The organism is Mesorhizobium sp. M5C.F.Cr.IN.023.01.1.1 (assembly GCF_003997585.1).
GTDB classification, from domain to species: Bacteria; Pseudomonadota; Alphaproteobacteria; order Rhizobiales; family Rhizobiaceae; genus Mesorhizobium; species Mesorhizobium wenxiniae.
On record NZ_RZSU01000034.1, the window covers coordinates 40,649 to 60,613 of the forward strand.

23 protein-coding genes and 1 pseudogene are annotated in these 19,965 nt (G+C 62.7%); 15 read left to right on the forward strand and 9 right to left on the reverse strand.

The window, feature by feature from the left end; genetic code table 11:
- Positions 1 to 20: 20 nt before the first annotated feature.
- The 4 genes from EOA78_RS15910 to EOA78_RS15930 all read left to right on the forward strand — a co-directional run bounded on the left by EOA78_RS15910 (position 21) and on the right by EOA78_RS15930 (position 4,226).
- A complete protein-coding gene (locus EOA78_RS15910; RefSeq protein ID WP_127315940.1) occupies positions 21 to 515 on the forward strand; it encodes a DUF2244 domain-containing protein in 495 nt (164 codons plus the stop codon).
- 246 nt (positions 516 to 761) lie between these two features.
- Positions 762 to 1,640, forward strand: coding sequence for a methylated-DNA--[protein]-cysteine S-methyltransferase (locus EOA78_RS15920; RefSeq protein ID WP_127315941.1), 879 nt, complete (start codon positions 762 to 764; stop codon positions 1,638 to 1,640).
- Between the two features lie 216 nt (positions 1,641 to 1,856).
- The gene (locus EOA78_RS15925; RefSeq protein WP_127315942.1) at positions 1,857 to 2,765 is read left to right on the forward strand and encodes a ribokinase; all 909 of its coding nucleotides are present in this window, start codon (positions 1,857 to 1,859) and stop codon (positions 2,763 to 2,765) included.
- A 9-nt stretch (positions 2,766 to 2,774) separates the two neighbouring features.
- Complete coding sequence (locus EOA78_RS15930) at positions 2,775 to 4,226, forward strand: amidase (RefSeq protein WP_127315943.1); 1,452 nt, start codon at positions 2,775 to 2,777, stop codon at positions 4,224 to 4,226.
- Positions 4,227 to 4,243: 17 nt separating this feature from the next.
- Here the strand turns inward: EOA78_RS15930 and EOA78_RS15935 are convergent, their stop codons facing one another.
- Both EOA78_RS15935 and EOA78_RS15940 read right to left on the reverse strand, forming a co-directional pair.
- Positions 4,244 to 4,720, reverse strand: a complete 477-nt coding sequence (locus EOA78_RS15935) for a YbaK/EbsC family protein (protein WP_127315944.1) — start codon at positions 4,718 to 4,720, stop codon at positions 4,244 to 4,246.
- Positions 4,717 to 6,147 carry a tryptophanase gene (locus tag EOA78_RS15940; RefSeq protein ID WP_127315945.1) on the reverse strand — a complete coding sequence of 477 codons (1,431 nt, stop codon included), beginning with the start codon at positions 6,145 to 6,147 and terminating at the stop codon, positions 4,717 to 4,719. The genes EOA78_RS15935 and EOA78_RS15940 overlap by 4 nt, the downstream gene beginning before the upstream one ends.
- A 221-nt stretch (positions 6,148 to 6,368) precedes the next feature.
- On the opposite strand from EOA78_RS15940, the gene EOA78_RS15950 reads away from it, so the two are divergent.
- Both EOA78_RS15950 and EOA78_RS15955 read left to right on the forward strand, forming a co-directional pair.
- Complete coding sequence (locus EOA78_RS15950) at positions 6,369 to 6,983, forward strand: LysE family translocator (RefSeq protein WP_127315946.1); 615 nt, start codon at positions 6,369 to 6,371, stop codon at positions 6,981 to 6,983.
- 113 nt (positions 6,984 to 7,096) lie between these two features.
- Complete coding sequence (locus EOA78_RS15955) at positions 7,097 to 7,408, forward strand: hypothetical protein (protein WP_245477522.1); 312 nt, start codon at positions 7,097 to 7,099, stop codon at positions 7,406 to 7,408.
- 163 nt (positions 7,409 to 7,571) lie between these two features.
- Here the strand turns inward: EOA78_RS15955 and EOA78_RS15960 are convergent, their stop codons facing one another.
- Positions 7,572 to 8,513, reverse strand: coding sequence for a nucleoside hydrolase (locus EOA78_RS15960; protein WP_127315948.1), 942 nt, complete (start codon positions 8,511 to 8,513; stop codon positions 7,572 to 7,574).
- A gap of 143 nt (positions 8,514 to 8,656) precedes the next feature.
- Between EOA78_RS15960 and EOA78_RS15965 the strand changes: the two genes are divergently transcribed.
- Positions 8,657 to 9,082: an Hsp20 family protein gene (locus EOA78_RS15965; RefSeq protein WP_127315949.1), complete on the forward strand. Its 426-nt coding sequence runs from the start codon at positions 8,657 to 8,659 to the stop codon at positions 9,080 to 9,082.
- A gap of 155 nt (positions 9,083 to 9,237) precedes the next feature.
- Complete coding sequence (locus tag EOA78_RS15970; RefSeq protein WP_127315950.1) at positions 9,238 to 9,495, forward strand: DUF1150 family protein; 258 nt, start codon at positions 9,238 to 9,240, stop codon at positions 9,493 to 9,495.
- 72 nt (positions 9,496 to 9,567) lie between these two features.
- Here the strand turns inward: EOA78_RS15970 and ptsN are convergent, their stop codons facing one another.
- The 6 genes from ptsN to lptC form a co-directional block, all read right to left on the reverse strand.
- Positions 9,568 to 10,032: a PTS IIA-like nitrogen regulatory protein PtsN gene (gene ptsN, locus EOA78_RS15975; protein WP_023797448.1), complete on the reverse strand. Its 465-nt coding sequence runs from the start codon at positions 10,030 to 10,032 to the stop codon at positions 9,568 to 9,570.
- Positions 10,033 to 10,116: 84 nt separating this feature from the next.
- Positions 10,117 to 10,701: a ribosome-associated translation inhibitor RaiA gene (gene raiA, locus EOA78_RS15980; protein ID WP_065010135.1), complete on the reverse strand. Its 585-nt coding sequence runs from the start codon at positions 10,699 to 10,701 to the stop codon at positions 10,117 to 10,119.
- Between the two features lie 267 nt (positions 10,702 to 10,968).
- Positions 10,969 to 12,498, reverse strand: a complete 1,530-nt coding sequence (gene rpoN / locus EOA78_RS15985; protein WP_127315951.1) for an RNA polymerase factor sigma-54 — start codon at positions 12,496 to 12,498, stop codon at positions 10,969 to 10,971.
- A 190-nt stretch (positions 12,499 to 12,688) separates the two neighbouring features.
- Positions 12,689 to 13,507: an LPS export ABC transporter ATP-binding protein gene (gene lptB, locus EOA78_RS15990; protein ID WP_127315952.1), complete on the reverse strand. Its 819-nt coding sequence runs from the start codon at positions 13,505 to 13,507 to the stop codon at positions 12,689 to 12,691.
- Positions 13,507 to 14,124 carry an LptA/OstA family protein gene (locus EOA78_RS15995; RefSeq protein ID WP_127315953.1) on the reverse strand — a complete coding sequence of 206 codons (618 nt, stop codon included), beginning with the start codon at positions 14,122 to 14,124 and terminating at the stop codon, positions 13,507 to 13,509. The genes lptB and EOA78_RS15995 overlap by 1 nt, the downstream gene beginning before the upstream one ends.
- A complete protein-coding gene (lptC, locus tag EOA78_RS16000; RefSeq protein ID WP_065010138.1) occupies positions 14,111 to 14,824 on the reverse strand; it encodes an LPS export ABC transporter periplasmic protein LptC in 714 nt (237 codons plus the stop codon). Before lptC ends, EOA78_RS15995 begins: the two co-directional genes overlap by 14 nt.
- Before the next feature lie 319 nt (positions 14,825 to 15,143).
- Here lptC and sppA point away from each other — a divergent pair, with 319 nt between their 5' ends.
- From sppA to EOA78_RS16035, 7 genes and pseudogenes are all read left to right on the forward strand, one after another.
- Positions 15,144 to 16,097 (forward strand): signal peptide peptidase SppA, encoded by a 954-nt coding sequence (gene sppA / locus EOA78_RS16005; RefSeq protein ID WP_127315954.1) that lies wholly within the window; start codon positions 15,144 to 15,146, stop codon positions 16,095 to 16,097.
- A gap of 66 nt (positions 16,098 to 16,163) precedes the next feature.
- Complete coding sequence (locus EOA78_RS16010) at positions 16,164 to 16,448, forward strand: integration host factor subunit beta (RefSeq protein ID WP_006200394.1); 285 nt, start codon at positions 16,164 to 16,166, stop codon at positions 16,446 to 16,448.
- A 76-nt stretch (positions 16,449 to 16,524) separates the two neighbouring features.
- A complete protein-coding gene (locus EOA78_RS16015) occupies positions 16,525 to 16,857 on the forward strand; it encodes a LapA family protein (RefSeq protein WP_095488390.1) in 333 nt (110 codons plus the stop codon).
- A gap of 94 nt (positions 16,858 to 16,951) precedes the next feature.
- Positions 16,952 to 17,932, forward strand: a complete 981-nt coding sequence (locus EOA78_RS16020; RefSeq protein ID WP_127315955.1) for an ornithine cyclodeaminase family protein — start codon at positions 16,952 to 16,954, stop codon at positions 17,930 to 17,932.
- A 165-nt stretch (positions 17,933 to 18,097) separates the two neighbouring features.
- Positions 18,098 to 18,583, forward strand: a complete 486-nt coding sequence (locus EOA78_RS16025; RefSeq protein ID WP_127315956.1) for a DUF1772 domain-containing protein — start codon at positions 18,098 to 18,100, stop codon at positions 18,581 to 18,583.
- Positions 18,584 to 18,672: 89 nt separating this feature from the next.
- Entirely contained in the window at positions 18,673 to 19,719 is a 1,047-nt protein-coding gene (locus EOA78_RS16030) for a class I SAM-dependent rRNA methyltransferase (RefSeq protein WP_127315957.1), read from the forward strand.
- A pseudogene (locus EOA78_RS16035) lies at positions 19,719 to 19,965 on the forward strand (RNA methyltransferase); the annotation flags it as partial. The gene EOA78_RS16030 and the pseudogene EOA78_RS16035, both read left to right, overlap by 1 nt.

A 19,965-nucleotide genomic window follows, 5' to 3' on the forward strand; every position in this document is an offset into this window, starting at 1 on the left:
CCTTCCTATAATATCCCGTCATGAGCGACACAAACGCCTCATTTCAGGCCGACGAGCCATTCTTCCAGGCGTTGCTGATACCGCATCGGTCGCTGGGCAAAACCGGCTTTGCCATCCTGATGGGCGCTCTGCTGTTCGGCTCGTTGGTGACCGGATCGTTTTTCCTGTCGCGCGGCGCCTGGCCGGTATTCGGCTTCTTCGGCCTCGATGTGATTGCCGTCTACATCGCCTTTCGCGCCAATTATCGTGCCGCCCGCGCCCGCGAGGAAGTGTCGGTCTCGCGCACCAGCCTCGACATCCGCAAGACCGCGCCGTCAGGCAAATCGGAAGCGCATCGCTTCAATCCGTTCTGGGCGCGTTTTTCGGTCGCCCGTCACGCCGAGATCGGCATCACCAGAATGGCGGTGGAAGCGCAAGGCCAGAATGTGCCGATCGGCGGCTTCCTCAATCCCGACGACCGCGAGAGTTTTGCGTCAGCCTTTTCGCGTGCCCTGGCGACCGCGAAAGCGCGCTGAATGCGAGCGAACCACCTCGTCCGCGAAATGATTTTCAGTAGCGATTAGGCAGCCGGCTCTCCAGTGCCTTGCCATAAACGGTAATCAGCAGCGTCTCCTTCTCCTTGGTGAGATGCACCTTTTCGCCAGCCATCGTCGGCTCCCTCCTCGAAGCCAAATCTATCTGGGTGCACAAGGCGAGAAGGCAAGTTTCGGGTGGTGATCGGAGCCATGAAGGACGATATTCATGCTCAAGGAGATAGTCCTATGAACGCACAGACAGCTATTCTGGAAAAAGACATCACGCCCGAAGGCGGCGACTACGAAATCGTCCGTCACGCCATCGAGAAGATCAGCCTCGACTACCGCGACCAGCCCTCGCTGGAGGTCCTGGCCGAGGAAGTTGGCGAGACGCCGACCGGCCTGCAGAAGCTCTTCACCCGCTGGGCCGGCCTGTCGCCCAAGGCCTTCCTCCAGGCCGTCACGCTCGACCATGCGCGCAAACTGCTCGATTCCGGCATGCCGCTGCTCGAGGCTTCTTTCGAGGTTGGCATGTCAGGCCCTGGCCGGTTGCACGACCTTTTCGTCACCCACGAGGCGATGTCGCCGGGCGACTACAAGACGCGCGGCGCCGGGCTGACGATCCGCTATGGCTACCACATCTCGCCTTTCGGCATCGCCCTGATAATGGTCACCGACCGCGGGCTTGCCGGCCTCGCCTTCAGCGATGCCGGCGACGAGCGGGCGGCCTTCGCCGACATGTCCGGCCGCTGGCCGAACGCAAACTATTTCGAGGACATGGCCGCGACGGCGCCCTATGCCGCGCGCATCTTCGACCCGGCATTGTGGCGCGCCGACCAGCCGCTGCGCGTCGTCTTGATCGGCACCGACTTTCAGGTCCGCGTCTGGGAGGCTCTGCTGCGCATTCCGATGGGCAAGGCCTGCACCTATTCCTCGATCGCCGCCCGCATCGGCGCACCGAGCGCCAGCCGGGCGGTGGGCGCCGCGGTCGGCGCCAATCCGATGTCCTTCGTGGTGCCGTGCCACCGGGCTCTCGGCAAGTCCGGCGCGCTCACCGGCTACCACTGGGGCCTGACCCGCAAGCGCGCCATCCTTGGCTGGGAAGCGGGACAGGTCGGGTCTTGATGATGCGCCCAAAGGTTCGGGCCAGCAGCGCGCGGGTTTCATGTCGCGCCGGTCTGGCAAGCAGCGGCCTAACGGAGTAGCTTCCCGCGCAATTAGAGCGACGTGCGTCCATTCGGACGCACAAAGTACGCTCTAACACTTTAATTCTACGCATCGTGCTTTCCGAAAACCGATTCCGATTTCGGAAAGCACGATGCGTCAGCAGGGAGGCACCACTTGATCATCGTTATCGGCTCGATCAACCTCGATCTTATCGCCAATGTCGACCGCCTGCCGGCACCGGGCGAGACGGTTCGGGGCTCCGGCTTCACCACCGCTCCCGGCGGCAAGGGCGCCAACCAGGCGCTGGCCGCCGCGCGCGCCGGCGCCAAGGTGCACATGGTCGGCGCGGTCGGCAAGGACAACTTCGCGGCGGAAGCGCTGGCCCTGTTAAGAGAGGGCAAGATCGACCTGTCCGGTGTCGGTGAAACCTTCGCCTCGACCGGCACGGCATTGATCATGGTCGCCGACGACGGCGAGAACGTCATTGCCGTGGTGCCGGGCGCCAACGATTCGGTCGTGACCGGCGACCTCTCCAAGGCTTTCATGAAGAAGGGCGATGTCGTGCTCCTGCAGCAGGAGATCCCGCTGCAGACCGTCGATGCAGCACTGGACGCGGCACGGGCGGCAGGCGCGGTTACCGTGCTCAACACCGCACCGTTCCGCGGCGAGGCGGCCGCCCTCCTCGGCAAGGCCGACTATGTCGTCGCCAACGAAACCGAATTCGACCTCTATGGCGAGGCGCTGTCGCTGAGCGGCCGCGATCGCCCGGCGCGGATGCGCGATTACGCCGGGAAGACTGGCCGTACAATTGTCGTCACGCTGGGCGGTGACGGCGTTCTGGCTGCCACACCAGCCGACCTTCTGATGCTTCCGGCGCTGAAGATCACCCCTGTCGATACGGTCGGTGCCGGCGACACGTTTTGCGGCTATTTCGCCGCCGGGCTTTCATCCGGCCTGCCGCTCGATCAGGCGCTCACCCGTGCTGCAGCCGCTGGCTCGCTCGCTTGCCTGAAGCCCGGCGCCCAGCCGGCGATCCCGCTGGCGAAGGAAGTCGACGCGGCGCTGCAAAAATCCGCCGGCTAGGTGAGAGCCATGCGTCCGGCCACAAAACATGCCGTGCCGCCCGCCGGCGATATCTGCCGCCTGTCCGCCGTGGATCTTGCCGACGCGATCAGGCGCCGGCAGTTGTCGGTGCGCGAGGTGATGACGGCATTCCTCGACCGGATCGACGCAGTGAACCCGCTGGTCAACGCCATCGTCTCGCTGCGCGACCGTGCCGACACCCTGCAAGAGGCCGACAAGGCAGACACCCATCTGGCGCGTGCAGAACATGCCGGGTCCCTGTTCGGCCTGCCGATCGCCATCAAGGATCTCGCGCAGACGAAGGGCCTCAGAACCAGCTTCGGCTCGCCGATCTTCGCCGATTTCGTGCCTGAGGAGGACGACTTCTTCGTCGAGCGCATCCGCAAGGCCGGCGCCATCATCATCGGCAAGACCAACGTTCCCGAATTCGGGCTTGGCTCCAACACCTACAACACCGTGTTCGGTCCGACGCTCAACGCTTTCGATCCGGCCCTGACCGCCGGCGGTTCGAGCGGCGGCGCGGCGGTCGCACTTGCGCTCGACATGCTTCCCCTGGCCGACGGCAGCGACTTTGGCGGCTCGCTGCGCAATCCGGCCGCCTACAACAATGTCTATGGCTTCCGTCCCTCCCAGGGACTTGTCCCTGCCGGCCCTGACCTCGACGTCTTTCACGCACAGATGGGCGTCGAAGGGCCAATGGGCCGCAGCGTGCGCGACATGGCGCTGCTGCTCGACGAGCAGGCTGGCTACGACCCTCGCGCGCCGCTCTCACATCACAAGCACGGTTCGTTCCTCGAAGGCCTGCAAACGGCAGCGCCCGGCGGCCGCATCGCCTGGTTCGGCGATCTCGGTGGTCATCTGCCGGTCGAACCCGGCATCCTTGATCTTTGCGAGGCCGCTCTCGGCCGGTTCGCCGACGTATCCTTTCAGACCGAAGCGCTGGTACCGGATTTCGACTACGAAGCGCTGTGGCAGGCCTTTGTGACGCTGCGCCAGGCGAGCAGCGGTTGTGCGCTCAAGGCGCATTACGACGATCCCTTCAAACGCAGTCTTCTGAAGCCGGAGGCCGTGTGGGAGGTGGAACACGCGCTTCAGCTCACGGCGCCGCAGATCCACGCCGCCACGGTGAGGCGCTCGTCCTGGCACAAAACCCTACTATCGCTCTTCGACCGCTTCGACCTCGTCGCATTGCCGACTGCGCAGATCTTCCCCTTCGAGGTCTCCACCCACTGGCCGACGCAAGTGGCCGGGCGTGCCATGGACAGCTATCACCGCTGGATGCAGGTTTCAGCGTTCGCCACGCTGGGCGGCTGCCCTGCGGTCAACGTACCGGCGGGCTTCGATGCCGGAGGCAGGCCGATGGGCATGCAATTGATCGGACGGCCGCGCGGCGACATGGCCGTGCTGAGGGCGGCGGCGGCCTATGAGGCGACGCTGCCATGGCAGGCCGGAGCAAGCTGAGGCATCACTCGGCGGCATCACTCGGCGACTGGGGCGGCCTTGGCGAACTCTCCGACTTCGCTATCGGCGATGCCGAGCCAGACGTCCCGATCGATTATGAGCGTCGCCGTGTTGCGGCCCGTCCCGCAGACAATCTCGTCAAGCTCCAGCACCGCGCGATCGATCAGGACGCGGGCGCTGCCGATGGGCAACGGCACGATGCCGCCTTGTTCCATGTCCAGTTCGCCGCGCACATGATCCGCATCGGCAAGTCGCAGGTCGGCCCTGCGCAGACCAAGCGCGTCGGCGATCTTCTTGTAGTCTGCCCGATCCGCGGCGCGCAGCGCGACAATCGCGAAGCCGCCCGGCCTCGCGAATGTCAGGCCCTTGACCATTTTTGCGGGGTCCTGCGACAGGATGCTCTTGGCATCCTCGAAGGAGATGAGCGGCGCATGCGTCTCGACCATGTATCGTGCACCGCGTTCCTCCAGGAACCGCTTGACCGAAGGGCTCATGCGTCCGCCATCTCCGCCAAATGCACCGTCGTCGCTTTTTCGGCCCAGCGGAACCGCGCCGTGAAGTGCCTGAGGATCGGCGGCTCATAGACGAAGTCAAGACCCCGGATGCTGGTTGCCCGCTTCGCCACGGCTATCAGCGCGTCGGCGATATAGTCCATGTGGTCGTTGATATAGACCCGGCGCGGAATGGTAAGCCGCAAGAGTTCAAGTGGCGATTTCTCTTGCTTTCCAGTGGCGGGATCCCGGCCCAGCATCAACGATCCGATCTCCACCGCGCGAACGCCGGCCTCGAGATAAAGCTCGCAGGCCAGCGCGTGGGCCGGAAAGCGGTCGGCAGGAATATCGGGCAGCATGGCCGCGGCGTCGACGAACACGGCATGGCCGCCGGTCGGATACTGGATCGGCACGCCGGCGTGCCGCAACCTTTCGCCGAGATAAGCGACCTGGCCGATGCGGTATGCAAGGTGGTCGGTTTCAACCACCTCCTCGAGGCCGATGGCGATTGCCTCCATGTCGCGTCCGGTAAGCCCGCCATAAGTGATGAACCCTTCCATCGGCACGCAGCGCACCTGCACCGCCCTGAACAGGTCGGCATCCTGGCGGAAGGCGCACAACCCGCCAATGTTGACCAGCCCGTCTTTATTGGCCGAAAGCGTCAGCAGATCACCGTAGCACATCATCTCGCGAACGATGTCGCGAATGGACCGTTCGGCGTAACCGTCCTCGCGCTGCTGCACGAACCACGCATTCTCTGCAAAACGCGCGGCATCGATCACCACCGGGATGCCATTGTCGCGCGCCAGTTCGGAAGCGGCTCTGAGATTGGCCATGGATACCGGCTGGCCGCCGGCGCTGTTGCAAGTCACCGTCGCCACGATGCCCGCGACATTGGCCGGACCGTGCGTCTCGATCGCGGCGGCCAGCGCATCGAGATCGAAATTGCCCTTCCAATCGTCATGGCGGGCGGTGTCTTGAGCAGCTTTTGTGAGCACGTTGATTGCCTTGGCGCCGGCAATCTCGACATGCGCCTTGGTCGTGTCGAAATGATAGTTGGACAGAAATACCGGCGCACTGGAGCCGCATCGCTTCACCAGTTCGGGGAAAACGATCTGTTCCGCACCACGCCCCTGATGAGTAGGGATCGTATAGGGATAGCCAAACAGCCGCTCGACCGTTTCGGCCAGACGATAGAAGTTGCGGCTACCCGCATAGGCCTCATCGCCGAGCAGCAGGCCCGCCCATTGTCGGTCGCTCATCGCGCCGGTGCCACTGTCGCTCAAGAGGTCGATATACACATCCTCGCTCCTGAGCAGGAACGGATTGAGCCCTGCCTCGGCCAGCGCCTTCTCCCGGAAGAAGCGGTCGGTCATGCGGATCGGCTCGACCATTTTGATACGGAAGGGTTCAGGGATGCGTTTGGTCATGACGTGCTCCTTCGTTGCGGCCTGAAGCGCCGCAGTGGTTGTCAGGCGGCGAAGACCGCGCGATAGGCGCCCGGAGGCACACCGACGCGCGCCTTGAAGATCCGGGTCAGATGCGCCTGGTCGCTGAAGCCGGTGGACATTGCGACCGACAGCGTCAATATGCGAGCTAGACGACAATTCAATGATAGTTGTTCAGCCAATCGAGCAGCCGAGGAAGACCCATGTCGCTGGAACTCTACGCCACCTATCTCGTCGCCTGCCTCGTCATTGTCCTGGTGCCTGGACCGACGGTCACGCTGATCATCGCCAACAGCATCCGCCATGGCTCCCGCGCCGGCCTCGCCAACGTCGCCGGCACGCAGGCCGGGCTGGCCATCATGATTGCCATTGTCGGCATCGGATTGACTTCGCTGATCGCGGGCATGGGCCATTGGTTCGAATGGGTCAGGCTGATCGGCGCTGCCTATCTGATCTGGATGGGTGTGCAGATGTTCCGCTCCAAGGGCAAGCTGAACGCCGACGGATCGGCGAAGACACCGCGCGGCGGCTTCTTCCTGCAAGGCCTGCTGGTGGCGATCAGCAATCCCAAGACGCTGGTGTTCTTCGGCGCCTTCTTTCCGCAGTTCGTCGCCCCTGAAGGTAACTACGCGTTGCAGATCGTCGTCATGGGTCTCACCGCACTGATCTTCGCCGCCGTGTCGGATTCGACCTTCGCGCTGGCCGCCGGCCGCGCCGGACGCCTGCTCTCGGCCGGCCACATCAAGCTCATGTCCAGAATCAGCGGCAGTTTCCTGATCGGCGGCGGCCTGTGGCTGGCGTTCTCAAAGGCGAAGTGAGGCTGCAGCCCCGAGCATCAGCGAGATACGAAGCACCCTCGCTTCGAACATGATGGCTGATTGAAAGTCAGCCTTGTGGCCACCACCTGAATCCGGGCTGGGGATCCATGTCTATGTCATGGACTTACGCTGATTTGAAAAGGAAGGCGCTTGGCGCGATCGTCGCCGGCTCTTCGTTGGCGGTAATGGTTGGCTTGGCTCAGAACGAGTGGGCGAATGACGCAAGCCCTGTCCGATCGGTCGAGACGGTCGACGCAACGGTCAGAAGTGTCCAGTGGGACCGCGTCGCCATCTACCTGGTCTCTATCGAGAACGGTCCGTCTGTTCTCATCAAGGACAAACGCCCGCATCTGATAGGCGCGCGTGCAACCATAGAGCGCGTCACGCGCGACAATGGCTCGATCTTTTACCGGTTTCCAGAATGAGCGGCGGCTGGCACCTTTTCCCTCGCTCCGTTTACGGGGAGAGGGTGGTCGCGCAGCGCGCCGGGTGAGGGGCGGCTCTGGGGTTGCAAGCCAATGTCTGCGGATGACCCGCCCCTCATCCCCCTGCCGGGACCTTTTCCCGTGAACGGGGAGAAGGGAGCTTTCACAGCCGCCCCAGCCTTTCCAGCAGCAGCGCGAAAAACGCATCGTGGTCGATGTCGCGCATCACCATGGCGTTGTTCGGTCGCTTGGTCACGCCCCACCAGTCGATCACGGTCATGCCCATGGTGAGCTCCGAGGCGATTTCCACGGTGACGTTGCAGTTGCGGCCGCTGAACAGCTCCGGTTTCAACAGATAGGCGATGACGCAAGGGTCGTGCAGCGGTCCGCCATCGGTGCCGTATTTCTCCTCGTCGAAGCGCTCGAAGAATTCCAGCATCTCTGTAGTGGCCGTGCCAACCCTGGTGCCGAGCTTGCGGAAGGCCTGGGTACGCTTGGCCGTGGTCAGCGCCTTGTGGGTGACGTCGAGCGGCATCATGACGATCGGAATGCCGGATTTGAACACGACATCGGCGGCATGCGGGTCGACATAGATGTTGAATTCGGCGGTCGGGGTGACATTGCCGCCTTCGAAGAAGCCGCCGCCCATCAGCACGATTTCCTTGATGCGCGGCGCGATCTTCGGCTCGCGGATCAGCGCCAGCGCTATGTTGGTGAGCGGTCCGAGCGCGCAGAGCGTGATCGTGCCGCTCTCTTCGTTCATCAGTGTCTCGACTATGAAATCGACGGCGTACTGGTCCTGCAGCTTCATTGTCGGTTCGGGCAATTGCGGTCCATTGAGGCCGGTCTCGCCATGCACCTCCTCGGCGGTGACCAGTTCACGTGCCAGCGGGCGGATGGCGCCGGCATAGACTTTGATGTCTGGCCTGCCGGCCAGTTCGCAGATCTTGCGTGCGTTCTTTTCGGTGAGCCTCAGCGGCACGTTGCCGGCAACGGCGGTCATACCGACGATCTCCAGCTCGGCGCTGCCGAGTGCCAGCAATATGGCGACGGCATCATCCTGGCCGGGATCCGTGTCGATGATGATCTTGCGGGATTGGGGCATTTCAATTCCTTGTTTGGGGAGTCTTTTTGGGCGGGGCTTTTGACGGCTTGAACTTGACCGCGGGGCGGACCATATCAAGACCATCGGGAAAAATGCCATCTGGGTTTTTCCACTTTATGTCGCTCTTGAGAGGACAGTGTAACATGAGCCGAATGACGCCTTTTTCCAGCCCGCTGCTCCTGGGTTTCGACGCCATGGAAAAGACTCTGGAACGCCTGGCGAAGTCGGGTGACAGCTACCCTCCCTATAACATCGAGCGCCTCAGCGGTGCCGACGGCAAGGCAGAAAGGCTGCGTATCACGCTCGCTGTCGCCGGTTTCGCGGAAATCGATCTCGATGTGACCACGGAGGAGAACCAGTTGGTGGTGCGCGGCCGTCAGAACGACGATACCGAGCGCGAATTTCTTCATCGCGGCATTGCCGCGCGCCAGTTCCAGCGCTGTTTCGTGCTGGCCGACGGCATGCGGGTGATCGCGGCGGAACTGAAGAACGGCCTTTTGTCGATCGATCTCGATCGGCCTGAGTCCGAACGGCTGGTACGAAAAATAAACATATCGGTGAAAGACTGATCTTTACCACTGCATCGGCCGGAAAATCGGAGTCGATTTTCCCAAAGCACGATGCAGCAAATTGAAGTGTTAGAGCGTCCAGTTGGACACACGGCGCTCTAATGGCTCTCATGCGAGGCGGCCTTGAACGGCGTCCTCGCGGCAAGGAGGCTTAAATGACCAGAACTGACGAAAACCTTATCATGACCAGCGGTGAATTCGCCCATCTCGGCGAGGGCTCGGTCGCCTATCTCAGGAAAGTGTCGAGCGACGATCTCCGTGGCCGTTTCCCGGGCCTCGGCGAAATCGCGCCCGGCCTGGAACTGTGGGCCCTGTTTGCCGCCAATGGCCAGCCGATCCTGCTTTCAGACGCTCGTGAAAGAGCGCTGGCTGGCGCCCTGGAAAACGACCTGACCCCCGTCGCCATCCACTAACGGCGCAGCGATCTGGTTGGAAACGGACAGGGCCGCTCACGGCGGCCCTTCAACGGATCTGATCAAAAAAGCTCAGGCTGCATGCGAGGCCTGCGTGTCCGACAAAAGCGCGTGGATCGCTGCGGCGTCGCGGGTGCCCCTTATCTTGGCCACCGTGTCGGCGTCGCGCAGCACCCGCGCGATGCGCGACAGCGCCTTGAGGTGGTCGGCGCCGGCGCCTTCGGGCGCCAAAAGCAGGAACACCAGATCGACTGGCTGGTCGTCCAGCGCCTCGAAATCAACCGGCGTCTCCAGCCGGGCGAAAACCCCGGCGATCCGCTTCACCCCCGCCAGCTTGCCATGCGGAATGGCAATGCCGTTGCCGACACCGGTCGAGCCCAGCCGTTCACGCTGCAGGATGGTGTCGAACACCTCCCGTTCCGGAATGCCGGCAATCGCCGCGGCCCTTTCGGACAGCATTTGCAGCAATTGCTTCTTGGAGTTCGCCTTCAACGCCGGCAAGATTGCCGGAACGTTGATGAGATCGCTCAGATCCATACTTGAAATCCCTTGTTCGCCTACCGTCGCCAGCCCTCACTCTCGCGTGCGGCTCGGTGCCTTATCCCAGTGCGGCCTTGGCCGTCATCCCTGCGCGACCTTGGTCGTAGACGGGTCGATCCAGCCGATATTTCCGTCCGGCCGGCGATAGACGATATTGAGATGCTCGGTTCCGGCATTGCGGAAGACGAGAACCGGGCTGTCCTTGGTGTCGAGCTCGATCACCGCTGACGCCACCGACATGGTCCGCAGCGTCATGGTTGATTCGGCGACGATGGCTGGCGCGAAATTCTCCGGTATTTCCTCGTCGTCGTCGGCAAGCGGCGCCATCACCGTATAGGCGATGTCGGTGAGCTCGCCGTTGGCATTGCCTGAATTATGTGACTTCAGCCGACGCTTGTAGCGCCGAAGGCGGGTTTCGAGGCGATCCGCCGCCGCCTCGAAAGCGAGCGTCGGGTCCTGGGCTTCACCGGTCGCCTGCAGCGAAGCGCCGGAATCCAGCCGGATCATGCAATCGGCCGTGTAGCGCGACCCCGATTTGACGACTACAATTTGCCCTGAAAAGCCCCGATCGAAATATTTCCCGATCACTTCTCCGACACGGTCGTTGATGCGCGTACGGAACGCATCGCCGATGTCCATGTGTTTTCCTGATATGCGCAGTGTCATCTGAAAACTGACCTTCCTTGCTCAGGCTTCAAACTGTCCCGAGTTTATACCCGTGGTCTGTGCGCACAAGCTTTGCGGCGTCACTTGCGCCGATTTTAAATCCGAACTTTCCGGTTGATCACAAGCCGCCTTCTTGACCGTCCCGTGGCCAAAGTCGTGACGGACCATCCGCATGCGGGCAGTAGCCCGTCCCATGCGGGCGGGCTTCTAGCCACTTCATTGCGGCTTGTCAATGAAGCGCGAAAGTTGTGGAAATTCCGTCGGAGATCAACGTCCGGCGCTGGCCAAAGCGCGTTTTTCACGCCGCCGCTGCACCGACGAGGGAATATTCATGCCCTCCCGATACTTGGCGACCGTGCGCCTGGCGATATCGACGCCACTTTCCCGCAACATATCCACAATCGCGTCGTCGGAAAGCACGTCGGCAGGTTTCTCCTCATCGATCAACTGCTTGATGCGGTCGCGCACCGCTTCAGACGAATGCGCATCGCCGCCACCCGACGAAGCGATCGAGGCGGTGAAGAAATAGCGCAGTTCGAACACGCCGCGCGGGGTCAGCATGTATTTGTTGGCGGTGACCCGGCTGACGGTCGATTCGTGCATGCCGATGGCGTCGGCCACCGTGCGCAGGTTGAGCGGCTTCAGGTGACGCACGCCATGGACGAGGAAGGCGTCCTGCTGGCGCACGATTTCTGAGGCAACCCTAAGAATGGTCTTTGCCCGCTGGTCGAGGCTGCGCGTCAACCAGTTGGCGTTTTGCAGGCATTCCGCCAGGAAATCCTTTTCCGTCTGGTTTTTCGCATGCGGTGAAACCTGGGCGAAATAGATATGGTCGACCAGCACGCGCGGCAGCGTTTCGGGGTTGAGTTCGATTACCCAGCTTCCGTCATTAGCCGCCCGCACTTCGACATCGGCGATGATCGCGTCGCTGGCGCCCCCCGAAAACGCCATGCCCGGGCGCGGATCGAGCGCACGTATCTCGGCCAGCATGTCGAGCAGATCCTCCTCGTCGACCCCACAAATCCGTTTCAGGGTCTGGAAATCGCGCCGCGCCAAGAGTTCGAGATTGGCGATCAAAGCCTTCATCGCCGGGTCTAGCCGGTCGCGGACGGCAAGCTGCAGCGACAGGCATTCGGCGAGGTCGCGGGCAAAGATGCCGGCGGGCTCGAATGTCTGACAGACCGCGAGCGCATTCGCCACCGCCGCCCGGTCGGTGCCGAGACGGGCGGCGATCTCGGCCATGTCGGCGCGCATATAGCCGGCCTCGTCGAGACCATCGGCCAGTTCGCTGGCGATCAGGCGTGCTGCCGGGTCGGCGAAGGCAAGCGCAACCTGTTCGCCGACATGCTCGCGCAGCGTGATGGCGGCGGCCGCCATGTCTCCGACGTCGAAGCCGTCGGAAGAGGACGCGGAACCGTTGCCGGAGGCCGACTTCCATTGAGCCGTCAGGTCGGGACCGAGCCGCTCGCTGGCGCCGGGGTCGTCGGGAAACAGGTTTTCCAGCGAAGTATCGAGCTTTTCCGAGATCGCCTCGGCGCTCCACGCCGTTTCCTTCTCGAACCAGTCGCCGTCGGTAGCCGTTTCCGGCGCGGCATCGATCTTCTGGATCGCCTGGTCGTTGACGGCATCGTCCTGCGGCTCGGCGCGATCGAGCAGAGGATTGCGCTCGATCTCGTCGTCAATGAAGCGTTCCAGTTCGATGTGGGTGAACTGCAGCAGCCGTATCGACTGCATGAGTTGCGGCGTCATCACCAGCGACTGGGACTGTCGTAGTTGTAGTTTTGCCGCCAACGCCATGGTTCGGTTTCTAACGCCCTGTCTGCGCATCCGGACTGCCGGAAGGAGTCGGGCATAGAAACTGGCCCGGCTTTTGCTTGTCAAGGCGACGGCGATCAAAACTCGCCTGTCGGTGCTTTATCTGGACGAGAAATCGGAGAAAAAGGCTCGTCTCGCGCGAAAAATTGCGTTTGGAGGGGAACTTTCCCGCTTAGAGTGTAAATCCCTCACCGAGATAAAGCCGCCGCACATCCGGGTTTGCGACCACTTCATCGGCCCGGCCATGGGTCAGCACCTGGCCGGCATGGATAATGTAGGCGCGATCGATCAGGCCGAGCGTCTCGCGGACATTGTGATCGGTGATGAGCACGCCGATGCCCCGCGCCGTCAGATGGCGCACGAGTTGCTGGATATCGGCGACGGCGATCGGATCTATGCCAGCGAAAGGTTCGTCGAGCAGCATGTATGCGGGGCGGGTCGCCAGTGCGCGCGCGATTTCAAGGCGCCGCCGCTCGCCGCCGGAAAGCGACAGCGACGGGGCTTTGCGCAGATGGCTGATGTGAAACTCATCGAGCAGTTCGTCGAGACTGTGTTCGCGCTTTTCGCGGTTCTTTTCGACCACTTCGAGCACGGCACGGATGTTTTGCTCGACGCTCAAGCCGCGAAAGATCGACGCTTCCTGAGGAAGATAGCCGATGCCGAGGCGGGCGCGGCGGTACATCGGCATCGAGGTGACATCGAAGCCATCGATTTCGATTGTGCCTTCGTCGACCGGCACAAGGCCGGTGACCATGTAGAAACAGGTCGTCTTGCCGGCGCCGTTGGGACCGAGCAGTCCGACCGCCTCACCGGCGCGCACGCCGATCGTCACGCCGCTGACAACTTTGCGGCCCTTGTAGCTCTTGGTCAGGCCCTTGGCGATCAAGGTTCCCTTGAACTTTACCTGGTCGACGCTGACCGTGGCCGGTGCCGCAAGTTTGCTGGCGACGCGTCCTGGAAGAAGCGCCATCAGCGATGCTACGTCGACCATCAGGGGTTCGCCGCTCCCGACTTCGCCGGCGGCGTGATCGACATCATCACGCGGCCCCCGCAGGCGTCGACCTGAGCCAGGCCACTCTTCATCTGCACGGTGAGCTTACAGCCGACCAGCACATTGTCACCTTGCGAAAGCACGACCTTGCTGCCTGAAAGCACCAGCACTTCCGTCTTCATGTCGAAGGTGCCGCTGTCGCCGGTGGCGACCTGGTCGTCCGATTTGATATAGACCTTGTTGGCGACCTCCAGGCGGTCGATGTTGGCCGAGCCGGTCATCGCGGCACCTGCGGCCTGCGCATCCTTGGCGTCAGCGTCGGCGTCCTTGACGTAATAGACCGTCATCTTGCCGGCCTTGAGCAAGGTCGGACCCTGGACGACGCTTACATTGCCTGTGAACACCGCGACGCTATCCGCCTGGCGGACCTCGAGCTTATCGCTTTCGATCTGGATGGGCTTGTCGCCGGACAGTTTGAGGCCCGACAGCTGGCTGGTGGCCTTGGACTGCGCCAGAGCCGGCGCCGTCCCCAAACCCAGGACCAGCCCCAAGGCCAACCCAAGGGCCGGCAACGCCGAAGCTGCGGCCATGAGCCGTGTCGAACTACTGAACCGCATTGGATTCTCCGCTCATTGCCTCTGCCGCCTTCAAGCTGGCGGGATCGATGTTGACACGCACTCTGTTCTCGAAAACCACGATCTTGCCGTTGTCTTGGATCGACATCGACTCTGCGGTGATCCGCGACCCGCCGCGGCTGACGTCGACCGGATCGTTCGTCTTCATAGTGCCTTTGCCCATATCGAGAAAGACTGATTTGAACTTTGCCGCCAAGCCATCGGTGGTGGTTATGGTGACATCGCTGGTCAGGCTCATCGTGTTGCCGTCGCGATTATAGGTGCCGTGCGAGGCATTGATGGCCGCCACATTGTCGGTCGATATCGGCAGCTTGGCGTCGATGCCCTCCAAGTTGATGATTCCTTGCTTGGTCACGTCCTGTATGGCGCGCAAAGCCGTCATGGAATAGGGCAGTTTCTGCTTGGTGAACCCGTTGAGCTTGGGATTGGCCATCACCAGCTTGCCATTGGCGAAGGCGCTGCCGTCGGCCTGGACCTGGATTGAGCCAGGCGCCGCGAGATAGGAATAGACCGGGAAGGCGACCGCGATCGCGGCAGCGGCCAGCGGCACCGCCAGCTTCAATATCCGCACGCGGCGCGAATGGCGCTGGGCAATGCCGAAGGCGTCGACCCGCGCCGGGCCTACGTCCGGGGGAGCCAACTCCGTCTCGGTGTTGGTCGGTTCGATCGGTCGCGCTAACATAACTGCTTTCTTTTAAACCCCTGCCGCCAAGCACCCCTATAGGTGGGATGCCGGCGCCCTCAAGCAAGCACAAGCGGAGGAAAACCGCAAAAGTGTGACGGTTGCTGTTGCACAAACGAAAATGAAACCGGCACAACTTGCATGTCATACCAGATACAGGCGGGCAGCGTTAGGGGCCTGTGGATTGGTCTTGACGTCTCTTGAAACCCCGGTTCGCGAACGTCGAGACCTGTCTTTGGCGCAAGCTCGTCAGGAATCGGTAGCCGGGCGCGGATGGTTGCTTTAAAAGCATCTGCTTCCACCGACTATGAGGCTGACCATGGCACTGAGAGCCGACGACCTGATCGACCGCCGCCGCTTGCGCCGCAAGCTGACATTCTGGCGCGTTGCCGCGCTTGTTGTCGCAGCAGCCGGGCTGATTGCCTTTTCGAGCTGGATTTACGGTGACGACTTCACCGGCACGGCGGTCGACCATATCGCCAAGGTCAAGATCGAGGGTACCATCACCGAAGACGAAGACCTGATCAAACAACTGGAGACCATCCGTCAATCCTCGAGGGTGAAAGCGGTGATCCTGTCGATCGATTCACCGGGCGGCACCACCGTCGGGGGCGAATCGATATACGAGGCAGTGCGCAAGCTGGCCGCCGAGAAGCCGGTGGTGGCCGAGGTCGGCACGCTGGCCGCATCGGCGGGCTATATGATCGCCACCGCGGCCGATCATATTGTCGCGCGCAAATCGTCGATCGTCGGCTCGATAGGCGTGCTGATCCAGTATCCGGACGTCAGCGGCCTTATGGACAAGCTCGGCATCAAGCTCGAGGAAGTGAAATCCTCGCCGTTGAAAGCCTCGCCATCGCCTTTCAAGCCGACCAATGACGACGAGCGCACCATGGTCCGCAAGCTCATCCTGGACAGCTACGACTGGTTCGTCGGCGTCGTCGCCGAACGACGCAACATGACCAAGCCGGAGGCACTGGCCTTGGCCGACGGGTCGATCTTCACCGGCCGGCAGGCTGTTGCCAACAAATTGATCGACGCGGTCGGCGGCGAGACCGAAGCGATCGATTGGCTCGCGACCAAGGGCGTCGACGCCAAGCTCAAGGTGGTGGAGTGGAAGGACGCGGAAAGCGGCGGCTTCCTGTTCTCGAAAGCGATGGCGCAAACCATTGGCAGTGCGCTCGGGCTGCCCGACTATGGCGGCGAGATCATTCACGAACTTGGTGCCGACCGCTTGTTTCTTGACGGTCTCGTTTCCGTCTGGCACCCTTGAGACGAGTGAAAAAAGCAAATAAAATCATCCTCATATGACTGCAGTGTTTTCACGGGGAGCCTTCTCATGATCAAATCCGAACTTGTGCAGATCATTGCCACACGCAACCCGCACCTTTTCCTGCGCGACGTCGAAAACATCGTCGGCGCGATTTTCGACGAGATCACCGACGCGCTTGCCGAAGGCAACCGGGTCGAGCTGCGCGGTTTCGGTGCTTTCTCGGTGAAAAACCGCCCCGCCCGCACCGGCCGCAACCCGCGCACCGGCGAATCCGTCGAGGTCGAGGAGAAATGGGTGCCGTTTTTCAAGACCGGTAAGGAATTGCGTGAAAGGCTGAACGGCGGCAAATAGGCGCCGCGCGAGCTCGTGCAGCATGCCGGCCTTTTCAGTAGGCCTGCGGTAGAGCCCGCCTTCGACAGGGAATTCCATGTTCAATCGCTTCATGCTCATCGTGGTGTTCGTGCCGCTGGCCGTCATTCTGATCGCGCTGGCCGTCGCCAACCGCGATCCGGTTGCCTTCACCCTGGACCCGTTCAACCCCGGCAATCCGGCGCTGACGATGACGCTGCCGCTTTTCATCTTCCTGTTCCTGGCTCTCGCCATCGGCATGATCGTCGGAAGCCTGGCGACCTGGGTCAAGCAGGGCCGCTATCGCAAGCTGGCGCGCCAGCGCGGCGTCGAGGCCGAAAACCTGCGCCAGGCAGTCAGCCGCGCACCGGCTGCGCCACAAGGCCCCGCCTTGCCGAAGCCGACCAGCTGAGCCAACACAGCGCCGCACGTCCTTTGGGACGCGCAAAGGACGCTGTACGATTTTCGGTTATGCGTTAGGCGTATTTCTCTCCACGGAGTTTCCCATGCTGACCATTTCGGCGGCCGAGGTCGATCAAGCGCTGACCTTTCCCGGCCTGGTCGAGACGCTGCGCGCGGCCTTTCGCGATGGCGCGGTACAACCGGTCAGGCATCACCATACGGTCGAACGGCCCGACGGCGCGGCCTCGACGCTGCTCCTGATGCCGGCCTGGACCGACTTCAATGCGGCCGGCACGTCGGCAGGCGGCCATATCGGCGTCAAGATCGTCACGGTGTCGCCCGACAACAACACCGTAGGCAAACCCGCTGTGATGGGGCTTTACCTCCTGCTCGACGGCGCGACCGGCGAGCCTGAAGCCATGATCGATGGCCAGCGGCTGACGCAGTGGCGCACGGCCTGCGCCTCGGCGCTGGCCGCTTCCTATCTGGCCCGCGAGGACGCTGAGCGGCTGCTGGTGGTCGGCGCCGGCGCGCTGTCGCCGTTCCTCGCCAGGGCGCATTCGGCGGTGCGGCCGATCACCGCCATCCGCATCTGGAACCGCACACCGGCCAATGCCGAAAAGGTTGCGGCGGAATTGCGCGCGGAGGGCTTGGCGGCCACCGCCGCGAGCGATCTCGACGCCGAACTCGGCCAGGCCGACATCGTTTCGTCGGCGACCATCACGACCACGCCGCTGATCAAGGGCGCGCTGTTGAAGCCGGGAACCCATGTCGATTTGGTCGGCGGCTTCACGCCGGTCATGCGCGAAAGCGACGACGATGCGATTGCGCGTGCTCGCGTCTACGTCGATACCCGGGCAGGCGCCGCCAAGGAGGCGGGCGATATCGTCCAGCCGCTGGCCTCGGGCGTGCTGAAGCCGCAAGCCATCGTCGCCGACCTGCATGAATTGGCACGCGGCCAGAAGAAGGGCCGGCAGAGCCCTGGTGAGATCACGCTGTTCAAATCGGTCGGCGCAGCCCTCGAAGACCTCGCCGCCGGCATTGCGGTGTACAAGGCGCTGAGAAGTAGGGAAGTAGGGAAGTAGGGAAGTAGGGAAGTAGGGAAGTAGGGAAGTAGGGAAGTAGGGAAGCCGTACCAATCGTGCGGCTTCGTGCCAGTCATATTTCCCCTATTCACTTACTCCCTACTCCCCTACTCCCTGTTCCGATCGGCGGGAACGTCTCCGGCGTCGAGCCGTTGTTCGGGCGTTATGGAGATACGCGGGTTCCTGTTGTTCTGGTCCATCTTGGCCGCCGTCATGGCGGCGCTCAGCCTTGGACCATCCTTCGCCCATGTCCTGGAATCGGCTCCTCGGCTGACGAAGTGGTCACCTTCTCTCTGGCGCGAGACGACTGTCTTCAACGCTCAGTTCCAGCTGTTTGCCGTCATTGGCGCGCCACTGGACGTGGCCGCGATCGGCTGTCCGGGGCTGCTCGCATGGATGCTGCGCAATGACCGCCCAGCGTTCTGGTATGCGTTGGCCGCTGCCGTGCTCTATGCGGTGTCTCTTGCGATGTGGTTTGCTCTCGTCAAGCCGGCGAACGATATTCTGGCCACCTGGGTGCCTGGACCGATCCCGGAAAATTTCGAAGCGATCCGACTGCGCTGGGAAACCGGCCATATGATCGTCGCCGGCTTCAAGGCCGTCGGTTTCGTATCGCTGGTTGTCGCCCTGCTTTGGATCAGGCGCGGCTGACCGTTTCGGAAATGTCCAGCGACCGCGTTTGTTGCACCGGTGAATGTGCTGTGGCAGAAGCGGGCCAAGTCGCCCCGGAGATGCTCTTCTTGAAACCTTTTCGCGACAAACGCCGCGACAGCCGCTCGCATCAGCTCGCAAAGGGCGGGGCGGAACAGGCGCCGCGCGCAACCGGCACAGCATCGGGCAACCGCACCGAGCCGAAAGCCGCGCCGCAAGTCATTTCCCGCCGCGACGGCGCCCTGCCCGCTGAACACCTGCCGCTGATCCTCGAAGTGGCGCCCAACGCCGACTATGCGCTGCTCGACAGCGGCGCCGGTCAAAAGCTCGAGCAGTACGGGCCCTATCGCATCGTCCGGCCCGAAGGCCAGGCGATCTGGCAAAAAGCGTTGCCGGCCGAAAACTGGGATCGCGCCGACGCAATTTTCACCGGCGACACCGACGAGGAAGGCATCGGCCGCTGGCGCTTCCCCAAGACGCCGCTCGGCGAGACCTGGCCGATGAAGCATGACGGCATCGACTATCTCGGCCGCTTCACCTCGTTTCGCCATGTCGGCGTCTTCCCCGAGCAGGCCTCGCACTGGGACCACATGGCCGGGCTGATCGCGGCGGCGAAGCGACCGGTCAAAGTGCTGAACCTGTTCGGCTATACCGGCCTTGCCTCGCTGGTGGCGGCGCGCGCCGGCGCCGAGGTCACCCATGTCGATGCGTCCAAGAAGGCGATCGGCTGGGCTAGGGAGAACCAGGAGATGGCGGGCCTGTCGCAAAAGCCGATCCGCTGGATCATCGATGACGCCATGAAATTCGCCGAGCGCGAGGAGCGCCGCGGCAGCCGCTACGACATCATCCTGTTCGATCCGCCCGCCTATGGCCGTGGCCCCAAGGGCGAGGTCTGGCAATTGTTCGAGGACCTGCCTGATCTGACCGACCTCTGCCGCTCGATCCTGACGCCGAAGCCGCTTGCTGTCGTGCTGACCGCCTATTCGATCCGCGCCTCCTTCTTCACCATTCATGCCTTAATGCGCGACACTTTCGCAGGCATGGGCGGAACGGTCCAATCCGGCGAACTGATCATCCGCGAGAAATCCGCCGGCCGGGCGCTGTCGACGTCGCTGTTCTCGCGCTGGGTGGCCTGATGAGCGAGCGGCACGCCGGCGCGCCAGGGCAGGTGAAAGAGGTCACCAGCCTCGCCAATCCGTTGATCAAGGACATCAGGGCTCTCGCCCTGAAGAAATTCCGCGACCAGCAGAACGCCTTCATGGCCGAGGGGCTGAAGCTGGTCATCGATGCGCTCGACCTCGGCTGGTCGATCCGGACGCTGGTCTTCGCCAAGGCCGGACGCGGCAACGCGGCAGTCGCAAAGGCCGCGGCGCGCACGGGTG

Bases quoted from the DNA above. Each gene is read 5' to 3' on its own strand.
- EOA78_RS15910 (WP_127315940.1), top strand. From the start codon at position 21: ATGAGCGACACAAACGCCTCATTTCAGGCCGACGAGCCATTCTTCCAG.
- EOA78_RS15920 (WP_127315941.1), top strand. From the start codon at position 762: ATGAACGCACAGACAGCTATTCTGGAAAAAGACATCACGCCCGAAGGC.
- EOA78_RS15930 (WP_127315943.1), top strand. From the start codon at position 2,775: ATGCGTCCGGCCACAAAACATGCCGTGCCGCCCGCCGGCGATATCTGC.
- EOA78_RS15935 (WP_127315944.1), bottom strand. From the start codon at position 4,720: ATGAGCCCTTCGGTCAAGCGGTTCCTGGAGGAACGCGGTGCACGATAC.
- EOA78_RS15940 (WP_127315945.1), bottom strand. From the start codon at position 6,147: ATGACCAAACGCATCCCTGAACCCTTCCGTATCAAAATGGTCGAGCCG.
- EOA78_RS15950 (WP_127315946.1), top strand. From the start codon at position 6,369: ATGTCGCTGGAACTCTACGCCACCTATCTCGTCGCCTGCCTCGTCATT.
- EOA78_RS15955 (WP_245477522.1), top strand. From the start codon at position 7,097: ATGTCATGGACTTACGCTGATTTGAAAAGGAAGGCGCTTGGCGCGATC.
- EOA78_RS15960 (WP_127315948.1), bottom strand. From the start codon at position 8,513: ATGCCCCAATCCCGCAAGATCATCATCGACACGGATCCCGGCCAGGAT.
- EOA78_RS15965 (WP_127315949.1), top strand. From the start codon at position 8,657: ATGAGCCGAATGACGCCTTTTTCCAGCCCGCTGCTCCTGGGTTTCGAC.
- EOA78_RS15970 (WP_127315950.1), top strand. From the start codon at position 9,238: ATGACCAGAACTGACGAAAACCTTATCATGACCAGCGGTGAATTCGCC.
- ptsN (WP_023797448.1), bottom strand. From the start codon at position 10,032: ATGGATCTGAGCGATCTCATCAACGTTCCGGCAATCTTGCCGGCGTTG.
- raiA (WP_065010135.1), bottom strand. From the start codon at position 10,701: ATGACACTGCGCATATCAGGAAAACACATGGACATCGGCGATGCGTTC.
- rpoN (WP_127315951.1), bottom strand. From the start codon at position 12,498: ATGGCGTTGGCGGCAAAACTACAACTACGACAGTCCCAGTCGCTGGTG.
- lptB (WP_127315952.1), bottom strand. From the start codon at position 13,507: ATGGTCGACGTAGCATCGCTGATGGCGCTTCTTCCAGGACGCGTCGCC.
- EOA78_RS15995 (WP_127315953.1), bottom strand. From the start codon at position 14,124: ATGCGGTTCAGTAGTTCGACACGGCTCATGGCCGCAGCTTCGGCGTTG.
- lptC (WP_065010138.1), bottom strand. From the start codon at position 14,824: ATGTTAGCGCGACCGATCGAACCGACCAACACCGAGACGGAGTTGGCT.
- sppA (WP_127315954.1), top strand. From the start codon at position 15,144: ATGGCACTGAGAGCCGACGACCTGATCGACCGCCGCCGCTTGCGCCGC.
- EOA78_RS16010 (WP_006200394.1), top strand. From the start codon at position 16,164: ATGATCAAATCCGAACTTGTGCAGATCATTGCCACACGCAACCCGCAC.
- EOA78_RS16015 (WP_095488390.1), top strand. From the start codon at position 16,525: ATGTTCAATCGCTTCATGCTCATCGTGGTGTTCGTGCCGCTGGCCGTC.
- EOA78_RS16020 (WP_127315955.1), top strand. From the start codon at position 16,952: ATGCTGACCATTTCGGCGGCCGAGGTCGATCAAGCGCTGACCTTTCCC.
- EOA78_RS16025 (WP_127315956.1), top strand. From the start codon at position 18,098: ATGGAGATACGCGGGTTCCTGTTGTTCTGGTCCATCTTGGCCGCCGTC.